This window comes from Paenibacillus pectinilyticus (assembly GCF_001700435.1).
GTDB classification, from domain to species: Bacteria; Bacillota; Bacilli; order Paenibacillales; family NBRC-103111; genus Paenibacillus_E; species Paenibacillus_E pectinilyticus.
In genome coordinates, this window is sequence record NZ_LYPC01000030.1 from 35,852 (window position 1) to 51,976 (window position 16,125).

The 16,125-nt window shown below is 47.8% G+C and carries 19 protein-coding genes; 14 read left to right on the forward strand and 5 right to left on the reverse strand.

What is annotated here, in order from left to right; all coding sequences use genetic code 11:
- The first annotated feature begins 9 nt into the window (after positions 1-9).
- Positions 10-813 (forward strand): phosphonate ABC transporter, permease protein PhnE, encoded by an 804-nt coding sequence (phnE, locus tag A8709_RS31960; protein WP_065859359.1) that lies wholly within the window; start codon positions 10-12, stop codon positions 811-813.
- Positions 814-921: 108 nt separating this feature from the next.
- Here phnE and A8709_RS31965 read toward each other — a convergent pair whose 3' ends face one another.
- The gene (locus A8709_RS31965; RefSeq protein ID WP_065858940.1) at positions 922-1,173 is read right to left on the reverse strand and encodes a hypothetical protein; all 252 of its coding nucleotides are present in this window, start codon (positions 1,171-1,173) and stop codon (positions 922-924) included.
- A gap of 206 nt (positions 1,174-1,379) precedes the next feature.
- Positions 1,380-2,366 carry a phosphate/phosphite/phosphonate ABC transporter substrate-binding protein gene (locus A8709_RS31970; RefSeq protein WP_065858942.1) on the reverse strand — a complete coding sequence of 329 codons (987 nt, stop codon included), beginning with the start codon at positions 2,364-2,366 and terminating at the stop codon, positions 1,380-1,382.
- Between the two features lie 140 nt (positions 2,367-2,506).
- Between A8709_RS31970 and A8709_RS31975 the strand changes: the two genes are divergently transcribed.
- Positions 2,507-4,111: a bifunctional metallophosphatase/5'-nucleotidase gene (locus tag A8709_RS31975; protein ID WP_425262366.1), complete on the forward strand. Its 1,605-nt coding sequence runs from the start codon at positions 2,507-2,509 to the stop codon at positions 4,109-4,111.
- 84 nt (positions 4,112-4,195) lie between these two features.
- On the opposite strand, the gene A8709_RS31980 is transcribed toward A8709_RS31975, so the two are convergent.
- Positions 4,196-4,441: a hypothetical protein gene (locus A8709_RS31980; RefSeq protein WP_065858944.1), complete on the reverse strand. Its 246-nt coding sequence runs from the start codon at positions 4,439-4,441 to the stop codon at positions 4,196-4,198.
- Positions 4,438-4,758: a heavy metal-binding domain-containing protein gene (locus tag A8709_RS31985; RefSeq protein ID WP_065858946.1), complete on the reverse strand. Its 321-nt coding sequence runs from the start codon at positions 4,756-4,758 to the stop codon at positions 4,438-4,440. Before A8709_RS31985 ends, A8709_RS31980 begins: the two co-directional genes overlap by 4 nt.
- 99 nt (positions 4,759-4,857) lie before the next feature.
- Between A8709_RS31985 and A8709_RS31990 the strand changes: the two genes are divergently transcribed.
- The 12 genes from A8709_RS31990 to A8709_RS32045 all read left to right on the forward strand — a co-directional run bounded on the left by A8709_RS31990 (position 4,858) and on the right by A8709_RS32045 (position 15,052).
- Positions 4,858-5,661 carry an alpha/beta hydrolase gene (locus A8709_RS31990; protein ID WP_084225693.1) on the forward strand — a complete coding sequence of 268 codons (804 nt, stop codon included), beginning with the start codon at positions 4,858-4,860 and terminating at the stop codon, positions 5,659-5,661.
- The gene (gene pxpB / locus A8709_RS31995) at positions 5,658-6,434 is read left to right on the forward strand and encodes a 5-oxoprolinase subunit PxpB (RefSeq protein WP_065858948.1); all 777 of its coding nucleotides are present in this window, start codon (positions 5,658-5,660) and stop codon (positions 6,432-6,434) included. The genes A8709_RS31990 and pxpB overlap by 4 nt, the downstream gene beginning before the upstream one ends.
- Positions 6,424-7,464, forward strand: a complete 1,041-nt coding sequence (locus tag A8709_RS32000) for a 5-oxoprolinase subunit C family protein (protein ID WP_065858950.1) — start codon at positions 6,424-6,426, stop codon at positions 7,462-7,464. The genes pxpB and A8709_RS32000 overlap by 11 nt, the downstream gene beginning before the upstream one ends.
- Positions 7,451-8,212, forward strand: coding sequence for a LamB/YcsF family protein (locus A8709_RS32005; protein ID WP_065858952.1), 762 nt, complete (start codon positions 7,451-7,453; stop codon positions 8,210-8,212). Before A8709_RS32000 ends, A8709_RS32005 begins: the two co-directional genes overlap by 14 nt.
- A 769-nt stretch (positions 8,213-8,981) precedes the next feature.
- Entirely contained in the window at positions 8,982-9,269 is a 288-nt protein-coding gene (locus A8709_RS32010) for a CD3324 family protein (protein ID WP_065858955.1), read from the forward strand.
- 114 nt (positions 9,270-9,383) lie between these two features.
- Positions 9,384-9,767, forward strand: coding sequence for a gamma-glutamylcyclotransferase family protein (locus tag A8709_RS32015; protein WP_065858957.1), 384 nt, complete (start codon positions 9,384-9,386; stop codon positions 9,765-9,767).
- A gap of 89 nt (positions 9,768-9,856) precedes the next feature.
- Positions 9,857-10,231 carry a response regulator gene (locus tag A8709_RS32020; protein ID WP_065858959.1) on the forward strand — a complete coding sequence of 125 codons (375 nt, stop codon included), beginning with the start codon at positions 9,857-9,859 and terminating at the stop codon, positions 10,229-10,231.
- Positions 10,232-10,290: 59 nt separating this feature from the next.
- The gene (locus A8709_RS32025) at positions 10,291-12,054 is read left to right on the forward strand and encodes a GGDEF domain-containing response regulator (protein WP_065858961.1); all 1,764 of its coding nucleotides are present in this window, start codon (positions 10,291-10,293) and stop codon (positions 12,052-12,054) included.
- A 141-nt stretch (positions 12,055-12,195) separates the two neighbouring features.
- On the forward strand, positions 12,196-12,696 hold the full coding sequence (gene nikR / locus A8709_RS32030; RefSeq protein ID WP_065858963.1) for a nickel-responsive transcriptional regulator NikR: 501 nt from the start codon (positions 12,196-12,198) through the stop codon (positions 12,694-12,696).
- Positions 12,697-12,747: 51 nt separating this feature from the next.
- Positions 12,748-13,152 carry a DUF2203 domain-containing protein gene (locus A8709_RS32035; RefSeq protein ID WP_065858965.1) on the forward strand — a complete coding sequence of 135 codons (405 nt, stop codon included), beginning with the start codon at positions 12,748-12,750 and terminating at the stop codon, positions 13,150-13,152.
- Between the two features lie 10 nt (positions 13,153-13,162).
- Positions 13,163-14,815 carry a copper resistance CopC/CopD family protein gene (locus tag A8709_RS32040; RefSeq protein ID WP_065858967.1) on the forward strand — a complete coding sequence of 551 codons (1,653 nt, stop codon included), beginning with the start codon at positions 13,163-13,165 and terminating at the stop codon, positions 14,813-14,815.
- A gap of 51 nt (positions 14,816-14,866) precedes the next feature.
- The gene (locus A8709_RS32045; protein WP_065858969.1) at positions 14,867-15,052 is read left to right on the forward strand and encodes a hypothetical protein; all 186 of its coding nucleotides are present in this window, start codon (positions 14,867-14,869) and stop codon (positions 15,050-15,052) included.
- Between the two features lie 102 nt (positions 15,053-15,154).
- Here the strand turns inward: A8709_RS32045 and glsA are convergent, their stop codons facing one another.
- Entirely contained in the window at positions 15,155-16,108 is a 954-nt protein-coding gene (gene glsA, locus A8709_RS32050) for a glutaminase A (protein ID WP_065858971.1), read from the reverse strand.
- Positions 16,109-16,125 lie beyond the last annotated feature (17 nt).

Here is a 16,125-nt window from a genome sequence, read left to right on the forward strand (position 1 = left end):
CGTACCTTTTTGTTAAAAGGCAGTGCTAAACCGATTCCTGAAGGACGCGCACGCGCCTATAAGTACATCGGTTGGGCGGTCGTTGTTGGTTTGATCATTTGGTCCATTACAGGACTTGAATTGACAGGATTCCAACCAACAACTTGGATTTTGACGAAGGCGATGTTCAAAGGATTATTCCACCCGGACTGGGCGTATGTGTATATTCCTGAAGGGGAAGATCTACTTCGCGGTTTGCTGGAAACCTTATCGATTTCCTATCTAGGTAATTTCGTCTCTGCTGTTGTTTGTATTCCCTTTGCGTTCTGGGCAGCGGCGAACATGAGCCGTTTCCGTGCTGTTTCGGGCACAGGGAAGCTGTTTTTGAGTATTGTTCGGACGATTCCAGAAATCATTATGGCGCTCATCTTTATCAAAGCCGTTGGCCCTAACGCGTACGCGGGCGTAATGGCGCTTGGGCTGCATTCCGTGGGTATGTTAGGCAAGCTCTATGCCGAAGCCATTGAGAACATGGATATGGGGCCTACAGAGGCAATGACGGCCGTAGGTGCCAACTTCTGGCAGCGAATGTCGTTCGCCGTCATTCCGCAGGTCATCCCAGATTTCATTTCGTACACGCTGTACCGTTTTGAAATCAATGTTCGCTCGGCGACTTTGCTGGGGGTCATCGGTGCTGGAGGTATCGGGACACCGCTGATCTTCGCGCTTAATGCCAGACAGTGGCCGCGGGTAGGGATTATCCTGATTGGGATTATTATCACAGTCTCGATCATTGATTACATCTCAGGCACACTGCGTAAACGGATCGTGTAATGAACGTGCATCGGTCATTCGTATAAGAAAAGGCTGTTCCCGAGGTCATAGACCTGCAGGAGCAGCCTTTATTGTTTCATTTGGGATCCATCTACGTCTGGCTTCCAATTACTTCGAACAGCTTGCTCGAGCGACCAAATGGAGTGAACGATGTTCTCTGAGGCCACCATAGAGGGGCTTCTTAGTAGGTTCATCGGGTTTCATGATTTCGATTTGTTCAATGAGCCCTATAGGAATCATAATGTTATTTATTTTGATGAGTTGAAATTCCGGATAATACTGCGAAATAACGCCTTGCAATTCATCTTTTCCACACCGGATGCGGACTTCTTTTTTTCTTGTAATCAGTACTTCGAACATCCCGATTTCACCCCACATTGATTTATGACACGGCCAACGACTTCATAAACGTTTGTTCGATATAAGTAAACGATGAGCTTGTGGACGTGCCATCTTCATAATATGCAAGGAAACTCTGTAATAGAATGTAAAATGAGAAAGAAAAAACCACCGCATCATGGATGTAAAGCTCATGCTGCGGTGGTTTGTATGCATAGAATGGAGTCTTACTTCAAGCCCATTGCTTTGTTAGCTTCACGAACGATATCGAATTTCTTATCATCAGTCGTAGTATATCCTTGATGCGTATAAACGTCAATGATGACTTGTTTGCTTGCTGGATCATTACCAAGTGCAAGGAAAGCATCTTGAATTTTCTTTTTCCAAGCCGCATCCATATCGGAACGAACAGCAACCGTATCATTTGGAATTTTATCGGAGTACGCTAGAACTTTAGTTTGTTTAAAGATATCTGGGTAATCTTTTAACATGTTAGTACGGATGTCTTGGAACACGCCTACAGCGTCAACTTGACCGTTAAGAAGTGCGATAACCGCTTTATCGTGACCTTGGAATTGAACGCCTGTAACGTCTTTCACAGGATCAACGCCAGCTTGTTTCAATACTAGACCTGGGTATACGTAACCAGCTGCGGAAGTAACACCTTGCCAGCCCATTTTCTTACCTTTCAAATCAGCAACGGATTTGATTGGGGAATCCGCTTTAACAAGAATTTCGGATTTGTAGAAATCAACAAGCTCAGTTGTTGCTTTACCTGTCGCATCGTCAACGCCAAAACGTTGTGCTTGTACAAGCAGGTCAGCCGCTTTACGATTATCATGAGCAACAACATAGTTACTTGGAGGCAAGAAGCCAACATCAACTTGTTTGGAAGCCATAGCTTCGATTACCACGTTGTAATCCGTAGATACGGATACCTTAACTGGAATGCCAAGCTTGTCTCCAAGCAATTTCTCAAGCGGCTTTGCTTTAGCTTCAAGTGTCTCTGCATTTTGCGATGGAACGAATTGAACGCGAAGCTCTTTAGGTACAAAACCTGCTGCTGCCGCTGGTGTAGCTGTAGCCGCTGTAGTAGCTGCTGCTGTTGCTTTAGCCGTTGATGAAGCCGCTGGGGTTTCGTCTTTTTTCGCGCAGCCAACAAGTGCACCTGCAGCTACGACCATGGATAAACTTAGTACTGTTAATTTTTTCATGTTTTTTTTGACCTCCGTTTAAATATTTACTTTTTGTCTAAGTTGTACTATAACATTATCATAAGAGATATGGAAGATAGTGTGAAGTATTTGTTAAACTGACAAATCATATGTAAAATCTTACAAAATAAAGGAATGGAGTGAAGCGCTTGACGTCTTCAATTCAGCGACAGACAAGCCATATAACCATATTAGAAACGAGCGACCTCCATGGTAATATGTTACCCATTCATTATGCGAATAATCAGCCGAATCAGGTCGGTTTAACGAAAATCGCTACGTTAATTGCGGAGGAAAGAGCGAAGGAAGCGCATGTAATTGTCATTGATAATGGCGATCTGATCCAGGGAACACCCCTCGCGTATCATCATGCGAGATTAGATAACGAGCCGATGAACCCGATGGTGCTAGGCTTGAATTATTTGAATTATGATGGAGCTGTGCTCGGGAATCATGAATTTAATTATGGCATGGACGTGCTGCAAAAAGCGGTCAGAGAGTCCAATTTCCCTTGGATGTGTGCCAATATCGTGAGTGCCGAGACTGGTGAGCCTTTCTTTGGAAAGCCTTATCTGATCAAGGAATTCCCAGAAGGAATTCGTGTTGCAATCTTGGGTTTGACGACCCCCTATATCCCGAATTGGGAAGACCCTAAGCATATCGCAGGTTTGCGGTTCGAGGACCCTATCGCTACAGCACGTACATGGGTACAACGCCTCAAGGAACAAGAACAAGCAGATGTCGTTGTCGTTGCTTATCATGGCGGCTTTGAACGAGATATCGAGACTGGAGAACCTACAGAGCCATTGACGGGTGAAAACCAAGGATATCAGCTGTGTATGGAAGTGGAAGGCATTGATGTGTTACTGACAGGCCATCAGCACAGAAGTATTGCCGGAGCGAGCATTAATGGCGTAACGATTGTTCAGCCAGGTACGGCCGGCGTTACACTTGGGAAAGTAGACATCGTGCTGGAATACGTGGAAGAGAAATGGCGTATCGCGACCAAGCAATCGTCATTGATTTCTGTAGCGAATATAATGGCGGATGAGGTGTTGATCGAGCAGATTAGCCCTTACGAGGCGAAGACACAGTTGTGGTTGGATCAGCCGATTGGTCAATTGACAGGCGATATGCTTGTAAAAGATCCGATGCAAATCCGTTTGGGAGACAATGCGCTCATTGAGTTTATCAACAAAGTGCAGATGGAGCTTTCGGGCGCTCACATTTCCAACACGGCATTGTTCGATAACGTTTCACCAGGTTTTCCAAGTGATATTACGATGCGTGACATCGTTTCCAACTACATTTATCCGAATACACTGAAGGTCATCCGTATTTCGGGTCAGGATATCATAGATGCGTTAGAGCAATCTGCGGAATATTTTGAAATTACAGATCAGGGAGAAGTTGGGGTCAGTAAATCGTTCATGGAACCGAAGCCGGCGCATTACAATTATGACATGTGGGAAGGCATCACCTACACGCTGAACATTTCCCGCCCTGTTGGGAAACGCGTTGTACAGCTGGAATACAATGGTGAGCCTATACGTCTGCATGATTCCTTTGATGTTGTCATGAATAATTATCGTGCAGCTGGCGGCGGCAACTATGCGATGTTCCAGGATAAGCCAGTAATCAAGGATATTCCTACCGATGTAGCGGAGCTGTTGGCCGGATATATCATGGAAAGAGGTACGATCGAGGCTAGTGTGAACAAGAACTGGAAAGTCATTTGGGACTAGCTTTTGATATAGAGAAAAAGCCTAACAAGAGTGAGGGAATCATTGAATTCTCTGCTCATGTCAGGCTTTTTGTTGATCTGAGGGCTAGTATTCGCGAACGTAAGCACGATCGCCTGTTCTAGGATTGTAATAGACCCGATAGGTTATGCCATCCTTGGGGTCAATGAAGACTTCGGTTGTATAGAGATAGCCATTCGGAGGCGTCTTTGGCGTCGCGGCACCGTTACTTTTGTAGCGTTTGTCATAAACGAAATAGCCAAGTAGAAGTAAGATAATGAAGCCAGCAATCCATAGGCCGTAGATGAGAAAAAAAGGGAGGAATCCGCTCATAACCTTCGCGTTCGAACGGCCGTGCCGTAGGCGACGATTTCACTCATATTTTGACCGATATCCCCAGAATCAAAACGCATCATGACAATAGAATCAGCGCCCATAGCAGCCGCATTTTTGACCAGTCGATCCATAGCTTGCCTACGCCCATCCTCCACCATTTGGGTATATTGCGTGACTTCTCCGCCAATTAAGCCTTTCAGAGAGGCCATAATATCCCCGCCAATCCCTCTTGCTCGCACGACAACCCCAAACGTACTTCCCAAAACTTCGGTAATCTCATAACCTGCAATGTTTTCTGTGGTAACTACAATCATTGTGAATCGCTCCTTCGTGTTAAAAATAGATGCTTTTCTACGGGGTAAGGATTGGATATTATTAACTTAGTACGTTAATTACTTAAGGGGGTTTCAACATTGAGCGCAAGAACAACAATTGAATTATGGCCTGGTGCAACGGAGGGGAGTCTCGGTGAAAATAATCAAGGCTGTCCGAGTTTAACTTTATACCCAGTAGAAGGAGATGGCTTGCGTGCGGCGGTCATTGTATGCCCAGGCGGCGGCTACGGCATGCGTGCTGACCATGAAGGAGAGCCGATTGCGAAGTGGCTCAATGGACTTGGCATTTCTGCCTATGTGTTGAACTATCGCGTAGCGCCATATAAACACCCCATTCCTTTGCAGGATGCTCAGCGTGCTATTCGTACGGTAAGACATCATGCCGAAGCATGGGGAGTTGATGCGAACCGCATTGGGATTCTCGGTTTTTCGGCTGGTGGACATTTGGCCGCGACAACTGGTACTCATTTTGATGGAGGAGATCTAACTGCATCCGACCCTATCGACCGTCATAGCTCCCGTCCCGATCTCATGGTGCTCTGTTATCCTGTGATTTCGTTTGGCGGACAAGGGCATCAGGGCTCACGCATCAATCTGATTGGTGAAACACCGTCCGAGGAACTGGTGAACGACCTAAGTAATGAACTTCAAGTTACAACGGATACACCGCCAACGTTTCTCTGGCATACGGCGGATGATGCAGCGGTTGCTGTTGAGAATAGTCTGCTTTTTGCAAGTGCGCTTAGTCGGAATAAGGTCCCGTTTGATCTGCATGTATTCGAGTCAGGACGCCATGGAATTGGTATCGCGGCGGATCATTCTGAAGCCTATATTTGGCCTGAAGTCTGTGCGAATTGGTTGAAAAAGCAGCGTTTTGCATGACCGGTCTGGCCTATGAATGCCATCCGCTCGGTGACTCGGCCATTGTCATTCGACTCGGTTCCGACATATCGGTAACGAATTTACATAGAGTTAGGCAAGTAGTGAATTATTTGGAAAATAATTGGCAAGAGGGCTTTATTGAACTTGTTGCAGCCTATACGACGATTACTATTTATTATGATGCTTTCCGTATGTATAACTATGCTTCTGATGATGTGCTAAAAAGTGGACGCTTCAATTGGAAGGCAACGTGGCTTCCCTATGATCATGTAAGGCAGTACATCGAGCAGTTATTAGATGATTATGAGAACGACGGCTTAACAGGTCAGCTAGGAGCGATCGTAGAGATTCCTGTTTGTTATGAAGCTCCTTTTGGGCCCGATTTGGAGGAAGTCGCTTCCTATCATGGGGTGAGTCAGGCTGAAATCGTGCTTAGACATGCCTCAGGCTTGTACCCGGTGTATATGATTGGTTTTGCACCGGGTTTTCCCTATTTAGGCGGATTACCGGAAGGACTTTCGACACCGAGAAAATCGGTGCCCCGCACACATATTCCTGCTGGTTCAGTGGCTATTGGCGGCGCGCAAACGGGTATTTACCCTTTCGAAACTCCGGGTGGTTGGCAGCTCATTGGCCGAACACCTCTGCGCTTGTTTCGTCCGGATGCCGATCCTCCCTCGTTGTTAAAAGTCGGGGATCAAGTGCGTTTCGTGCCGATCACGTCCGAGCGTTATGACGTTCTAGATGAAGGGAATAGGCAATATGGGCTTTGAGGTTGTTAAACCGGGTATATTATCTACCTTGCAGGATGTAGGGCGCTATGGATATCGCAAGCACGGTGTAATTGTGTCAGGACCGATGGATCGTTTTGCTCACCGCACTGCGAACTTGCTGGCAGCCAACACGGCGGAGGCGGCGACGTTAGAAATGACACTTCAGGGACTTTGCCTTGTTGCACATCGTGAGATGCTTATTGCAATTTGCGGAGCAGATATGGGAGCGGAAGTGGATGGCAGGTCAGCACCGCTGTGGCGACCGTTCATCATAGATGAAGGTAGTGAACTTCAATTTCGTTATGCGGTACAAGGCTGTAGAGCGTATTTGGCTGTACATGGTGGATTTAGGGCTGACCCTGTGCTCGGAAGCGGAAGTACTTACTTGCGCGCTGGCATGGGGGGATATCAGGGAAGGGCTCTGGAGGCAGGCGACGTTTTGCAGGTAGAGGATGTGGTAGCAGGTGGGTTCACTGTTGCGGAGGGGGAGCAGGAGCTTCGTTCTAAATTTGTGAGCACGAACATTCGTCCTCCCTATCAGGACAATCCGGTTATACGGATAGTTCGCGGTAGAGAAAAGGACCTTTTCACCTCAAGCAGCTGGTCGAAACTGCTGACTCAACGTTATCAGGTGACTACGCAATCGGATCGGATGGGGTATCGGTTATCGGGTGAAGCCGAGCTTGAACTTCAAGATGGCCTTTCTTTCGAAATGATCTCAGAAGCCGTTGCGACAGGAACGATCCAAGTCCCGCAGAGTGGACAACCGATCCTGCTTATGGCGGATTGCCAAACAACGGGGGGCTATCCGCGTATTGGACACGTGATTACAGCAGATCTTCCGCTGGTCGCTCAAGTCAAACCTGGTGGATTCCTTCGTTTTCAGGAGATTACACATCGCGAAGCGCAAGAGCAGTTGCTGTTGCAAGAGATGGATCTCAAGCTGTTGGAGGCGGGAACAAGGGCTTGGATGAGGGAGACTGGGGTTTGGATAAATAGAAAGGGGAATGGTGGACATGCTGCGCATTGATTTGAACTGTGACATGGGCGAAGGTTTTGGCGCTTATCGGTTGGGGAAGGACGCGGAGCTGCTGGACTACGTCAGCTCCGCCAACATCGCCTGCGGATTCCATGCAGGCGATCCTGCAACCATGCGCAGCACCGTACAGCTGTGCATGCGCAAAGGCGTTGCGATCGGGGCCCATCCGGGCCTGCCCGATCTGCAAGGCTTTGGCCGGCGCGAGATCGCGATCACGCCGGCTGAGGCTTACGAGCTGACGTTGTATCAGCTCGGGGCGCTGCAGGCGTTCGTCCACGCCGAAGGCGGACGCCTGCAGCACGTCAAGCCGCATGGCGCGCTCTACCACATGGCTGCGAAGCGCCATGAGCTTGCGGCCGCGATTGCGGCTGCAACAGCCAGCGTCAGCACGGAGCTGACGCTGTATGGCCCGCCCGGCAGCGAACTGCTGCGGGCGGGTGCCGCCGCGGGGCTGCGAACCGCGAGCGAGGCGTTCGCGGACCGCAGCTACCAGCGGGACGGCAGCTTGACGCCCCGCGATCAGGCGGGGGCGCTCTTGGAGAGCGCCGCCGATGCTGCGGCGCAGGTGGAGCGGCTTGTCCGCGAGGGCACGGTTCTCTCCCGTGAGGGAGAGAGCCTGAGCATGCGCGCGGACACGATCTGCATCCACGGCGATGGCGTTCACGCCGTGGAGTTTGCGCGCGATATCCGCGCGCTGTTGACCAGCAGCGGCATCGCGGTCATGCCGCTTGGGACCTAGCGACTAGCTAGGTTTTTTAACATAATAAAAGTTTATCATTTTGGGTGAACCTAAGGGGTTCTCCCTTTTTCTTTTCGCGGAACCAAGGACGCTGATAGGCGTTTTCTTAGAGGTATCGTCGGAACCGAAATTCTGTCGTATCTACAAAATTAAAGGGAATGTATGAGCTGGGAAAATCAAGCTAACTGTTGTAAGGGTGAAAACAACCCCCCACAACAATAAAGAATCCCTATAACCATTCTTTCACTTGAGAGCTCTGCGCCAATATGAGTTAATAGAGATGTAGCCGGCCGGGCTAATTCCTTCGGAAAGGAGTGATCAAGGTGATTACAACGCAAACAGAGGTGATCTCTGCGTAAGCAGGGGTCACTGTTCCAAGCGGGGGCTTCGGCCCTCGCCTAACTTTAACGAACGAGTAGACAGCGAGACGCTTTTTACATATAATGAGAAATGTGAACACGAAGTGAACACACACAAACAAACTTTGGTGAAGGGAGTGTTTTGATAATGAACACAACGACAATGACAATGACAGTAGCGATGAATGTTGCGGCCGCCGCAGAGGTACTCGTCTCCTAACTGAATATCATTCGTGGAATAACCGTTCACCTGAATTGTGTATAATTGCATATACAACCGACAGGCACGATTATGATCGTGTTTTTTTTATTCCATTTTTGAGAATGGTAGGAGGTTAAGGGGCGATGAAGATACTCTCTGCAAATCCGTCGAAGTTTAGCTTTGCGACAATTTGAGGAGGTTTTCATCCATGAGTTACAAGAACGGGAAAGATGTTCTTCCCCCTAACCTATTAAAACAATTACAAGAATATATCCAAGGTGAAATCGTATATATCCCTAAGAAAGAGCAGAAACGCGCTGGATGGGGAGAAAATAACGGAACTCGTATCATCATTGAGCGAAGAAACCGTGAGATATTCAGACTTTATCAAACCGGATCAACGGTGTTGGAGCTGATCAAGGTGTTTCATTTGTCCGAAGACAGTATCCGCAAAATTATCGTGAAAACACGCGAATTAACAGCCAGTCAGGCTTAGAAGCAGCATCCACCGCGATGCTGCTTTTTTTTTGTAGGTATCACCAGCCTCCACGGCGAAATCATTTATATAGAACAGAGACTACGAAGGACGAATGACTAGGAGGGACTTAGGATGATTAGGGTATTTGTGTATGGAACGTTATTGGTCGGGGAGAGCAATCATGGTGTGGTTTCTCCTTATTTACGGAATGTGCAACCCGGAGCGATCACTGGTCGTTTATATGATGTAGGTCCTTATCCTGCACTTGTACGTACGGAGGATGAACATGTGATTGAAGGCGAATGGATCGAAGTTACAGAGGATGGTTTAGCCGCGATGGATGTCTTAGAAACGTACTTTGGGCCTGATCATCCAGACAATGAATACGAGCGTATATGGGTAAAAGACGTCAATGGACAGCAAGAAGGTTGGGTTTATTGCTGGACAAGCCCGCGCGGACTTCAGGAGATTAAAGGTTCGTCTTGGAAAGCTCATCGGCGCCTAAAGCAGATGTGACTTGTTTCGAGAATTTCCGACATTTTCCTATCTTGCCATGGATGATGATGCTATAATTAATAGTAATTAATGGACTTGAGGAGATAACCATGTCAGCTTTCAAAATTTTATTAGCCGATGACGAATTAGCACTTCGGTTCCTACTGACAGAAACCTTATCCGATGAGGGATATGTCATTACAGAGGTTGAAGATGGTCAGCTCGCAATCGACCAGCTTAATAAAGAGACTTATGATTTAATCATTCTTGATTATATGATGCCAGAACGCACAGGTGTCGAGGTATGTGCATGGTTGAGACAAAGTGATAATGTGAATCGCGATTTGCCCGTTATCCTTTTGACAGCTAAAGCATTGGAGAAAGATAAAGAGAAAGCGAAGGCAGCAGGCGTCACTACCTATATTGTGAAACCGTTCAGTCCGCTTCAATTATTAGACACCGTTGGTCAGCTGCTGCAGCGCTAGGTCGAACAAGATGAGGATGAAACCGGATTGATTAAGCTTATAAAGGGTGAATGTCTGTAATGAGCCATAGAAATCTAGAGAAATCGAAGGATTCAGGTTCAGAATCTGAACGAGATGCAAGAATTCTTAAACAAGGAAGAAAGCTGTTTATTCGGGAATTTGAGAAGCAGTTGAACCAGCTTCAATCGCTGCAGGAATCGTTTCAAACGGAGCCTGTTCGGGAGAAGTTACAACAATGCTATCGGATCGCGCACACCGTCAAAGGCAGTGCCCCCGTTTTCGGCTATGTCAGAATCGGTAAGCTTGCTGAGGATTTGGTGCGGACATGGGAATGGACGCAAAACTTAGATGGGCAAAGTAATGAGCCACTTCTGGCAACCAATCCTGTACAAGAAAGTATAGAACGAACGGTTGGACTCTTACACGAATTGCAAATGGAACTGGATATCGGAGTTACGGAAATTCAGATGGATGAGCAGCAGGACACCGCTGGGGTCTCGATGCTGCGATCACTGAAAAGCCGGATTTTATTAGTAGATGATGATGACGCATTGCGTTCCTATCTGACAAGACGCTTGCAGCTTGATGATTGTGTAGTTGACGAAGCGGCCGATGTCGAATCTGCGAAGAGATTGCTTCGTGAGCATACGTATGATTTAGTGACCCTGGATCTGATGATGCATCCACAGTCAGGCTATGAGTTATTTGAGTTTTTGAAGGAAGATCCTACACTCAAATGGCTGCCGCTCATTGTTTTATCGGGACGGGATGATTTAAGTGATAAAGTACGCTGCTTCCACCTAGGTGCCGATGACTACGTTACGAAGCCATTCCAGTATGAAGAGCTGGCAGCGCGTATCTATGGACTGCTCAAGCGGACCAAAAATTTTGAACAATTGGCGTTCCGTGATCCGTTGACAGGGGTTTTCAACCGGCGCTACTTCGACCTGCAGATTGGATTAGAGCTGCAGCGGATTGAGCGTTATCCGGCACCCATTTCTCTCGTTTTTATCGATATTGACAGCTTCAAAAAGGTGAATGATACGTATGGGCATCATGTAGGGGATTTGGTACTGCAAGGCTTAGCTCATTTACTTCAGGTGAATTTACGTTCCACAGACCTGCTTGCGCGATTCGGCGGGGAAGAGTTCGTGATTGCGCTGCCGAATACAACCGTGGATCAAGGACTAGGCATTATGCAAGATATTCTTGAAAAGGTGCGCCAGAACCCAGTGGCCCAGAACGAGGGGCAGACGTTCTCAATCACCTTCTCAGCGGGTGTTGCTGAATGGCAAGTTGGTATGATGATCCCGGAGTGGGTTGATAAGGCTGATGATGCGATGTATCAAGCGAAGCAGCAAGGTAAGAATCGCATTGTACGAGCCGATCTAGAGGATGAGGGTGCACAATTCACGAAGCTTGTCGCGCATGCTCATGCACAGCTGCACAAGAAAAAGCTCCTGATCGTTGATGATGATGCCATTTTACGTGCGATTCTAATTTCACAGTTAGAGCATTTACCGATAAGCATTACACAAGCTTCTGATGGTGAGCAAGCTTGGAACGTATTGAATGAGCAAGCCTTCGACGCTTGTATTCTCGACGGTGTTTTGCCAAGACTAGATGGGTTTACACTGTTGGAGAAGATCAAATCGGATTCGGATTCGCGCTTGAAGGATTTGAAAGTGCTCATGCTTTCTGGGAAGAAGAAGGAGTCGGACGTGGCCAAAGGCATTCAATTGGGAGCCGATGATTATATGACTAAGCCGTTCTCCCTCGTGGAGCTGGAAGCTCGCATGAAAGCATTAATGAAACTTGAATAAGACGCAGAGGGGCCAAGTGCCTCTCTTTTTTTATTTTGTTGACGAAATGTAACAGTTCCTCCTTGTTTGAGGTTTGCGACTTCTCCGCTTTCTGCTACAGTAGGAATATAGAGTTAGGCTACAGACGAAGGAGTAAGATGAATGTCGGATAAAGATAGTTTGGTCCGTTTCGGTATTTCCATGCCGCAATCCTTAATCGAGCAATTTGACCGGCTTATCGCGTTGCAAGGGTATGATAATCGCTCGGAGGCTATCCGAGATTTGGCGCGTAAAGCGCTGTTAACATCAAGCAGCATGCAGCCGAATGAAATGGTTGCTGGCACCATAGTGATGGTGTATGACCATGAAATTAGAGATTTGCCGATTACACTGATGGAGCTTCAGCACGACTATCACCAGGCGATCATTTCGACGATGCATATCCATTTAAACCATCAGCAATGCTTGGAAATACTCGTTGTGCGTGGAGAAGTCCAGAAGCTGCGGGAGCTACAACAGCGGATTCAAGTGTTAAAAGGTGTGGGCTATGCGGAGTTATCCGTTACTCATGTGGACGAGCATAGTCATAGCCATAACCATAGCCATAGTCATGGACACAACCACGATCATCACGATTCTGGCAAGCCATCTACACAGGAGTAGAATTCGTAGTTCAACTTTATTTTTGCTAAAATAAGGACATGGAGGTGCGTTATGTCTGAGAAGAAATGGTTCTCTTTGGAAGAGGCCAATGGTTTATTGCCTTTTGTGGATCAGGAATTGAAGAAGATGCAAGCCTTGAAGAGTGATTTTGAGGACAAATATATGGAATTACGCCATATGAAAAATGCCCACGCGGAAAAGCCTGGAACGGAGAAGGATCCGTTTTTTGTCATGGAAGCTGCGCTTGAATTTTTGCAAATTGAGGCCCGTGGACTCATTCAAAGCTTTGCCAAGACGGGGATTGAACTGAAGGACATAGATACGGGACTTGTGGATTTTCCCGCTATGATGAATGGACAAGAAGTGCTGCTTTGTTGGAAGCAAGGAGAGGATCGGATTCGTTATTATCACGGGGAGCAAGATGGTTTTGCTGGCCGTAGACCGATTGCGGAATAGAGGGATGGGGATGCAACTAAGTAACCAACGAACGAGGAAGTGGTTTCTGCGATTGCCCGCCTGCTTGTTTGCAGTCATAGCGTTGATGATCATGAGCGCTGTTATTGCGCCGCAATCAGCCTCTGCGCACGCTTCCGTCGTGGAAGAGAAGCCGGAAGCAGGTGCGAAGCTGGAGAGCTCACCTGCGCAAGTATCTGTCACGTTCAATGAACAATTGGATAGTGGACTCTTCTATATCAAAGTGTATGACCATAGCGGAACGGAGATCACAGACCGCAAAGCACAGATGAATAAGGGTCAGACAGGCATTGTACTTGATTTGCCTAAGTTAGCTGAGGGTGTGTACTTGATCAGTTATCACGTTATCTCAGCAGACGGTCATCCCGTTGGCGGAAGTTATCCGATTACGGTCGGTAATCCCCCACAGGAGGATATCCTTGATGTGCCAACCGCGCATACAGGACATGATCATGGTTCAGGTCCACTTACGACCAAGGGCTTGCTGCAATACGCCTCGCGAGGCCTATGGTTCCTGATGATATTAGCATTGACCGGATGGGCATTTTGGCTGCGTTTAGCGAAAGTACAGAATGTTGAATCACGGAAACTGCTCTCTGGCTGGACGCTCAATCTGCAACGTGCCCATATCGTTGCCTTACTGCTGCTTATTTTTACCCATATTGAGGACCTCTTGGGTGGCGGCGGTGTCGATGAAGTGTGGCAGCTGCTGACCTCTACGAACATCGGGATTTCGTGGGTACTGCTGCTCGTGTTATCCTTCCTGGGATTTGTTCTGGTCGGCCGCTTCGCATGGGTGGACATTATATGGGCTTTGGCGCTATTGGGGGTCAAAAGCTTTAGCGGTCACGCGGCCTCTTTTTCACCGCTGTGGGCGACAATCGGGCTGGACTTTGTTCACCTTGTTGCCGCAGCATGCTGGGTCGGTGGACTCATCCTGCTATACGCGAAATGGCGGCAAGACAGGGCGAATATCGGCACCTATATGCAAAAATTTTCGAAATTTGCCCTTGTCTCGATTGTTATTTTGACCATCTCAGGGTCGATATCAGTCTTGTTATTCCTGCCGAATCTGCACTACTTGTTGTACACAACATGGGGCATTCTCATCCTTGTCAAAGTAGGCGTGGTCGTGCTCGTCGCACTGATCGGTTTCGTCATTCGCCTCTTCCTGCGCAAAAAGAAAGTGAATCAATCGATCAGCTGGGTGAAGCTGGATATGTCTCTCATGGTCGTTATCGTCGCGCTAGTCGGTATCCTCACTTATATGGCGCCAATCCCATCGAATGAGCCGCTGCAGTGGCATCAGATGGGAGAGAAAGTTCACGTATCGGTTGATATTACGCCTAAAGTACCTGGAAACAATGCTTTTGTAGCCAAGGTTTGGCTGCCAGAGAAATCAGGTCAACCGAAGCAAGTTCTGTTGATTATGCATAATAAGGACGACGAAGAAATCGCTCCGATTTCGGTGCCATTAACCCTTTACACCGATAATACAGAGGAAGAATCGTACGGCTTCGCCAAGTTCAGCTATAAATCGGAGGGCGCCTACCTGCCGTTTAGAGGGAATTGGGAGCTTGAAATGCGTGTGATGGATTCGGACGATAACGAGACGGTCTATACCAAAGATTTCATGGTGTATTAATTCGGAACTTGGCATAGCGTTGGAAACGTGTAAAGAAAGGGTGGATCGAACATGGCTTGGATTCAAATCCTTGATAGAGAACATGTATCAGTCAAACTCGATAATCAAGATGATACGGCTTTAATTGAAATCAATGATGGTGGTATTTCACCGAACTATGTGACCATTCGCTTGCGTGAACATGAGGTCGATGAATTGATCGAAGCCCTGCAACGCGTGAAACAATCGATTCGATAATGGTAAAATGACGAGAAAAAACCTTCCCCCTGTAGCTGCCATTGCAGCAAGTGGGAAGGTTTTTTTGGTTGATGCCGGCACCGTAAGGCAGCACCGGATCCGCTAGAACAAGCTCCAATCGAATTCTTGGGACAGAATGCCAAGCAGATGAACACCAGCGGTGCTGTTACCCTTGCGGTTCAGCGCGGGCCCGACAAGACCGATGCCATAGTGGCCGGGCACCATCGTCAAGATGCTGCCGGACACCCCGCTCTTCGCGGGCAGCCCGACATTCATGGCGAATTCGCCAGAGGCATTGTACATGCCGCAGGTGAACATGAAGGTCTTGGCGATTTGCACGAAGCGCCGCGGGATCAGGCGTTGATTCCGAATCGGATCTACACCATTATGTGCGAGTACAAGAGCCATCCGTGCAAGATCCGTGCAGTTCACTTCGATGGAGCAATGGCTGAAATACACACGAAGGACATCATCCACTTCTCGGTCCAAGACGCCGTTATCCTTGAGGAAGTAAGCCAAGGAACGATTGCGGTGGGCTGTATCGGATTCGGATTTGAACACATTCTGATTGATGGTAAGGGAGGGGTTATCCGCAATTTCCCGGAAGAAACTTAGGATTCGCTCCACTTGTGTGTCCGTGCTATCGCCGGCAATTAAGGAGGAGATGGCAATAGCTCCAGCATTAATTAAAGGATTGAAAGGTATGCCAGGCTCGACCAACTCAAGCTTCAACATGGAGTTAAAGTCATCGCCGGTCGGTTCCATGCCTACTTTGGAGAATACAACGTCTTCGCCATTATCCATAAGCGCCAGAATCAAGGTAAATACTTTAGAAATACTTTGCAGCGTGAAGCGAAAATCAGAATCACCAGCCAAGCAAGTATTTCCCTCGCTATCCATGATACAAATACCGAGAATATCGGCTGGAGCGTTCGCTAGTTCGGGAATATAGGAAGCGACATGTCCTTCAGAGGTATGCGTTTTGCTACTAGCAACCCATTCATCGATATGTGCATTCAGTTGCTTCCAGGTAGCCTCGTGCTGTTCGTGACGCATGGTGAAGTCAGTCCTTC